Origin of the sequence: Halalkalibacter flavus, from assembly GCF_036663575.1 — a bacterium.
GTDB classification, from domain to species: Bacteria; Bacillota; Bacilli; order Bacillales; family Bacillaceae_D; genus Halalkalibacter; species Halalkalibacter flavus.
Genome location: NZ_JAWRVK010000269.1, coordinates 1 through 264 on the forward strand (window position 1 = coordinate 1; position 264 = coordinate 264).

Sequence of the window (264 nt, forward strand, 5' to 3'; positions counted from 1 at the left end):
CTGGTCTATTGATGCATGCATCAGTAGTTAGAGGAAAACCGCAGCTAGCCGATAAAGCGTCATATGAGGTTCCTTCTGGGCACTCGAAAGTCATTAGGTCGTCGTTGCCGTCAACAGCTATTGGAAGGCAAACATGGTATTTCTTGCAGTCATAAGGGTCAGGGAAGAATCCTTCCTCGGAACACTGGAAGGGCTTGTAGTTGCAGAGGGCTCCCTTCACACACTCTCCTGCGACGCATTGCTCGTCTGGCCTACAGGTCTGAT

At 50.4% G+C, this 264-nt stretch carries 1 protein-coding gene; it reads right to left on the reverse strand.

The features are described from left to right. Nucleotides 1-220: chitin binding peritrophin-A domain-containing protein (locus SAY88_RS26205; RefSeq protein WP_431308927.1), on the reverse strand; the 220-nt coding region annotated here is incomplete at its 3' end. Nucleotides 221-264 lie beyond the last annotated feature (44 nt).